This is a genomic window from Plasticicumulans sp. (genome assembly GCF_035331805.1).
GTDB lineage: Bacteria > Pseudomonadota > Gammaproteobacteria > Competibacterales > Competibacteraceae > Plasticicumulans.
Genome location: NZ_DAOLKE010000225.1, coordinates 1 through 5870 on the forward strand (window position 1 = coordinate 1; position 5870 = coordinate 5870).

At 72.9% G+C, this 5870-nt stretch carries 4 protein-coding genes; 1 reads left to right on the forward strand and 3 read right to left on the reverse strand.

The annotated features are described in order from the left end of the window. On the forward strand, window positions 1–597 hold a 597-nt coding region (locus tag PKE44_RS13850), incomplete at its 5' end, for a ferritin-like domain-containing protein (protein WP_324552186.1). On the opposite strand, the gene PKE44_RS13855 is transcribed toward PKE44_RS13850, so the two are convergent. The 3 genes from PKE44_RS13855 to PKE44_RS13865 form a co-directional block, all read right to left on the reverse strand. Further along, on the reverse strand, window positions 594–1118 hold the full coding sequence (locus PKE44_RS13855) for a DNA-deoxyinosine glycosylase (RefSeq protein WP_324552188.1): 525 nt from the start codon (window positions 1116–1118) through the stop codon (window positions 594–596). The two genes, PKE44_RS13850 and PKE44_RS13855, sit on opposite strands and share 4 nt — an antisense overlap. A gap of 32 nt (window positions 1119–1150) precedes the next feature. Next, a complete protein-coding gene (locus tag PKE44_RS13860) occupies window positions 1151–4672 on the reverse strand; it encodes a CheR family methyltransferase (RefSeq protein ID WP_324552190.1) in 3522 nt (1173 codons plus the stop codon). Continuing rightward, the coding region (locus tag PKE44_RS13865) for a response regulator (protein WP_324552192.1) at window positions 4659–5870 on the reverse strand (1212 nt) is incomplete at its 5' end. The genes PKE44_RS13860 and PKE44_RS13865, both read right to left, overlap by 14 nt.

Here is a 5870-nt window from a genome sequence, read left to right on the forward strand (position 1 = left end):
ACGCCGGCCGGTCGCGTGGCGCTGGTGCACGCGGTCGCGCACATCGAGTTCAACGCCATCAACCTCGCGCTCGATGCCGTGCAGCGCTTCCGCGGCCTGCCCGATGACTTCTACGGCGACTGGCTGCGCGTCGCCGCCGAGGAAGCCCGGCATTTCGAACTGCTGACGGCCCGGCTGCAGGCCATGGATTCGGCCTACGGCGAGCTGCCGGCGCACGACGGGCTCTGGGATGCCGCGCGGCGCACCGCGCACGATCCGCTGCTGCGCATGGCGCTGGTGCCGCGCGTGCTGGAGGCGCGCGGCCTCGACGTGACGCCGGGCATGATCGAACGCCTGCGTCAGGCCGGCGATGCCGAAACCGTCGCCGTGCTCGAAGTCATCCTCGCCGAGGAGGTCGGCCACGTCGCCATTGGTTCGCGCTGGTACGCGCATCTTTGCGCCGAGCGCGGGCTGGAGCCGCGCTCGACCTTCCGCCGGCTGCTCGCCGAGCACCGCACCGCGGTGTTCCCGCCGTACAACGTCGAGGCGCGGCTGGCCGGCGGCTTCGCAGCGGAGGAACTCGACGCGCTCGCGGCCGATGCCGCGGCCGGGCGCTAGTCCACGGCCAGGGTGTCGGCCAGCACCCGCCACGCGGCGAGCTTGTCGGCCAGGCTGCGCCCGGCGTGCGCCGGACTGGTCGATGGCAGCCGCGTCCACGGCAGCGCCCGCGGCAGGCGGCCGAGCACGTGCCGGCGCAACAGCGTCGCGGCGGCCGTGCCGTTGCAGAACACGTGACGGATGCCGGGCTGCGCGGCGAGCAGGCCCGGAATGTCGTTGAGTTCGATCGAATCCGGCTCGATCGCGCTGTCGAGGCTGCCGGGGCGGCGGCAGGCGGCGAGCACGTCCCAGAGCGCCACGCCGGCGGCGCCCAGCCGCGCCGTGCGCTCGGCATAGGGCAGCGCCGGACCGGCGCCGAACAGCTCGCCCATGATCGGCCAGAAGGCGTTGCGCGGATGGCCGTAGTACTCGAGGGCGGCGAGCGAGGCCGCGCCCGGCATCGAGCCGAGCACCAGCACGCGCGGCCGCTCGCCGACGAGTGGCGGGAAGCCGCACAGCCGCACCGCGGCCGGGTCCGGCATCAGCGCCGGATCGTCATCGCCTCCGCACCGCATCAGCCGAACGGCAGCTCGTCGAGCAGCGCCAGCGCCAGGCTCAGATCACCGACCTCGTCGCTGGAGGCCGCGAAGCGCACGCTCAGGCGCCCCGGCACCGTCGTGCCGTCGGCGCGCCGCCAGTCCACGGCCTGCGTGTAGCTGCGCTCGCCGGCGGCACGCGCGGCCAGATAGCGCGCGCGCTCGCCCTCGGCGTCCTCGGCGCACAGCACGTCGCCGAGCGGATGGCCGACCAGCGCCTCCGGCCGGTAGCCGAGCAGCGCCGACAGCGCGCCGCTTGCGACCACCACGCGGCCCTCGGCGTCGCGCAGCAGCGCGGCGATCGGCAGCAGGTCGATGGCCGTGCGCAGGTTCATTTCGCTGTGCTGCAGCCGCTCGCGCTCGGCGGCGGCCGCGGTCACGTCGCGCACGCTGGTGGCCAGATACAGCGCCGGGCCGCTTTCTTCGCAGCGCACCAGCGACGTGCACTGGCGCACCCAGCGCTGGCCGGCGCCGGGCACCAGCAGCCGGTAGGTCAGGTCGGTGGCCGGCGGATCGGTTTCCAGCAGCTGGCGGCGCACGCGCGCGCGATCCTCGAAATGCACGGCATCGAGGAAGGAATGCGGATCGGCGTACAGCGATTCGGGCGTGCGTTCCCACAGCGAGAAGTAGCCGCGGCTGACGTAGAGCATGCGCGTGAAGCCCGGGGTCGCCAGCCAGATGGCGTCCTGCAGCGCGTCGGCGATCAGGCGCAGGCGCTGGTCGCCCTCGGCGTGCGCGCGCTCCAGCTCACGAAAGCGCGTGATGTCCGACAGCGTGATCACGGCGCCGGAGATCACGCCGCTGTCCTCGCGATACGGCGCGATCTGCATCAGGAAGGTGGCTTCCTCGCGGCGCAGCTCCTCGGACAGCGTGCGGCCGCTGCCGACCACGTCGAGCAGCTTGCGGCGCAGGTCGCCGATCTCGACGAAGGACGGCACGGCCAGCAGGCTCTGGCCGAGGTCGTCGTTCATCAGGCCGAACACGCGCACGGCCGGCGGGTTGTAGCGCATCACGCGCAGGTCGGCGTCGACGACGATCAGGCCGAGCGCCACCGACTGCTGGATGTTGACGAGCTGGGTGTTGACCTGCGTCAGCTCCTCGGATTTCGCCTCCAGCTCGTCGTTGACGGTGGTCAGCTCCTCGTTGGTGGCCTGCAGCTCCTCGTTGGTGGTTTCGAGTTCCTCGTTCGAGCTCTGCAGTTCCTCGGTCGAGGCCTGCAGTTCCTCGTTCAGCGACTGCAGCTCCTCGTTCGAGGTCTCGAGTTCCTCGATGACCGCCTGCAGGTGCTCGCGCGTCGCGCCGAGTTCGTTCTCGGCGTCGCGCAGGCGCTCGGTCAGCACCGCGTGGTCGTGATCGCTGCCGGCCGGCGCGGCCCCGGTGCTGACGGCCGCCGGCGGCGGCTCGGTCGCGCGCATCGGCTCGATGCTGAGCAGCATCATGTCCTCGCTGGCCTCGGGCACGGTCAGCCGGCTCAGGCGCATGCGCACGTACTCGGAGCCGAGCGTCGTGTGCACCGGCACCATGTGGCCGCTGACGTGGTCGCTGCCATCGGCGGACTGCAGCCGGTGCTGCAGCGTGCGGAACTCGCCGCGCATCTCCGGCAGCAGCAGCGACAGCAGGCCGAAGTCGGCCGGGCCGTCCGGCAGGCGCAGGAAGCGCCGGGCATCGCCGCAGAAGTGCATCGGCTCCAGCCCGGGGCCGAGCAGGATGCTCGGCGGCGCGTAGCGATCGAGCAGCTCGTCGCGCATCGCCTCCAGCCGCGCCTGGCGCGAGGGCACGCTGCGGTTGCCGGTGCTGGCCGGCTGGCCGATGCCGAGGTTGCCGCTGCCGATCATCAGCGGGCGCGGCGTCAGCACGGACTTGCGCCGGAACAGCTTGTAGCGGCCGTCGACGGTCGAGAACAGCCGGCCGCTCTGCGTGATGTTCTCGGACTTGCCGAGGAACAGGTAGCCCCCCGGCGTCAGCGAGTAGTGGAACTGGTTCAGCAGCCGCTCCTGCAGGTTCGGCTTCAGGTAGATCAGCAGGTTGCGGCAGCTGATCAGGTCCATGCGCAGAAACGGCGGGTCGCGCACCAGATCCTGGCGGGCGAACACGCACAGGTCGCGGATCGTCTTGCTGATCAGGTAGTGCCGGCCTTCCTGGCGGAACCAGCGCTCGCGCAGCTCCGGTTCGAGCCCCTGCACGGCCGGCTCCGGATAGATGCCGCGGCGCGCGAACTCGGTCGCCGAGGGGTCGATGTCGGTCGCGAAGATCTTGACGCTGCCGACGGCGCGGCTGCCGAGGCGCTGCGCGAACAGCATCGCCAGCGAATAGGCTTCCTCGCCGGTCGCGCAGCCCGGCACCCAGACGCGGATCGGCCCCTGGCCGCCGTGCCCGGCGATCAGCGGTTCGAGCGCGCGTTCGAGCGCGCGGAAGGCATCCGGATCGCGGAAGAACTCGGTCACCGAGATCAGGAAGCTGCGCTGCAGCACGCCGAGTTCCTCGGGGCGCTGGTCGACGTAATCGAGATAGGCGCTCAGGGATTCGAGACGCAGCGCCGCGAGCCGCCGGCCGATCTGGCGCCCGAGCGTCGCTTCCTTGTAATCGGTGAAGTCGGTCTGCGTGGCGCGCAGCACGCGTTCGAGCAGGCCGCGCAGCGCGCCGTTTTCCTCGCCCTCGGCCCCGCTGCCTTCCTCGGCCGATTGCAGCGCCACCGCTCCGGCCGGCGCGTCGACCAGCTCGGGCAGGCGCCGGGCGATCAGCTCGGGCGGCAGCGCCAGATCGACGGCATCGGCGCGCTGGGCGGCGCGCGGCATCGCGTCGTACTTGGCGCTGCCCGGCTCCTGCACGATCGTGAAGCCGCCGCGCGCCTTGATCGCGCGGCAGCCGTGCGCGCCGTCGGAGCCGGTGCCGGAGAGGATCACGCCGATCGCGCGCTCGGCGTATTCGGTCGCGAGCGAGTTCAGCAGCGCATCGACCGAGGGCCGCGGGCCGATGTCGGCGCCGGGGCGGCGCAGCACGATGCGGCCGCTCGAAACCAGGATGTCGCGATCCGGCGGTGTCACGTAGACCGTGTCCGGACGCAGCCAGGCACCGCCGGTCGCCTCGACCACGAGCACCTGCGCATCGCGCGCCAGCAGGTCGACCAGCAGGCTGCGGTGCTGCGTCGACATGTGCTGCGCGATCAGGTAGCTCAGCCGGCCGTTCGGCACGAGGTTGGCGATCAGCGGGCGCAGGGCTTCGAGACCGCCGGCCGAGGCCCCGATGCCGACCACGTACAGATCGCCCGGCGGCTCGCGCCCGGCCGCGGGGGTCGCGGCCTCGGTTGCGGTCTCGGTCGCGGCCTCGGCCGGACTGCACGGAAGAATCTCCTGCAGGAACGGAGCAGCGGCCCCGGGCAGCGGCGGCCCGTCCGCCGGCGCTTCGGCCGGTGCCGGAATGTCCGCTTCGGGGGAGGCGCGCGAGGCGACGCCGGAGCCTGGCTCCGGCACGCCGGCGCGTGGGCGGTTACGACGAGTCATGGGGAGGCTCTTCCTGACGGTCCGTGTCGTGCGTTGAAGGAACGAAGCGGGCGAAACCGGCTTCCGCAGCGGAGAAATCGTAGCGCTCGAGCGCGGCGACGGCCGCCGCCCAGTCCCGGCGCCGGGCGGCCGACCATCCGACAGACTGCGCCTCGCCGAGCCGGCGCGCCAGCGCCAGCGCTTCGAGATCGGTGGCCGCGCAGAGCGCCTTCAGGCGTGCGAGTCCGTGGACGAAATCGATGCCGGCCGCCGCCGGCGGCAGCTCGGCGGGGGTGTAGCCGGCCTCGCGCAGTTCTCCCAGCACCCGCGCATATTCATCGGCGAGCCGGATGGTCTCGACGACCGGCAGCGGTTCGTGGCCCTCGGCATCGGCGCGCAGCCGCTTTTCGAGGGCGGCGGCGGCCTCGGCGAGCGCGTGTGCGCACAGCGCGCCGCCGACGCCCTTGAGCTGATGCGCACGGCGCTGCAGCTCGGCGCGCCGGTTGTCGACGATCAGGCGCAGCAGCTCGTTCTCGCCGTCGCCGGCGCGGGCCAGCAGTTCGCAGAGCGCGGCCCGCGCGCCGTCGCCGAGGCGCTCGTGCAGCCGCGCGCCGTCGATGCTGCGCAGCCCGAGCAGCACTGCGTCCGGCACCACGGGCGACACGGGCGGGCCGTCCGGGGCCGCCGCCGCTACGACCGGCCGGCCGGGGGGCGGCAGCGCGTGGTGCAGCACCGCCTCGGTCAGCTTCGAAGGCTCGATCGGCTTGGACAGATGCGCGTTCATGCCGGCCGCGAGGCAGCGCTCGATCTCGTCGGCAAAGGCATGCGCGGTCAGCGCCACGACCGGCAGCCCGCACCAGCGCGCATCGGCGCGCAGCCGCCGCGTCGCCTCGATGCCGTCCATGCCCTGCATCTGCACGTCCATCAGGATCAGCTGCGGACCCTCCCCGCTCGCACGCTGCGCGAGCCAGTCGAGCAGCTCGCCACCCTGGTCGTGGACCGAGACCTCGGCCCCGGCCCGCTCCAGATACTGCGTGACCACGAGCTGGTTGACCGGGTTGTCCTCGACCACCGCCACCCGGTAGCCGGCGAGCGGCAGCTGCGGCGAGACGGCGCTCAGCGTGGTCTGGTCGAACAGCAGCGCCAGCGGCGGATGCGCGAGCACGCGCGCGACCTGCCGGCGCAGCGACGGCGCCGGTTCGGAGGGCTCGCCGCGGGC

Excerpts from the sequence above, each read along its gene's own strand:
- PKE44_RS13855 (WP_324552188.1), bottom strand. The coding sequence starts at position 1,118 with ATGCCGGACCCGGCCGCGGTGCGGCTGTGCGGCTTCCCGCCACTCGTC.
- PKE44_RS13860 (WP_324552190.1), bottom strand. The coding sequence starts at position 4,672 with ATGACTCGTCGTAACCGCCCACGCGCCGGCGTGCCGGAGCCAGGCTCC.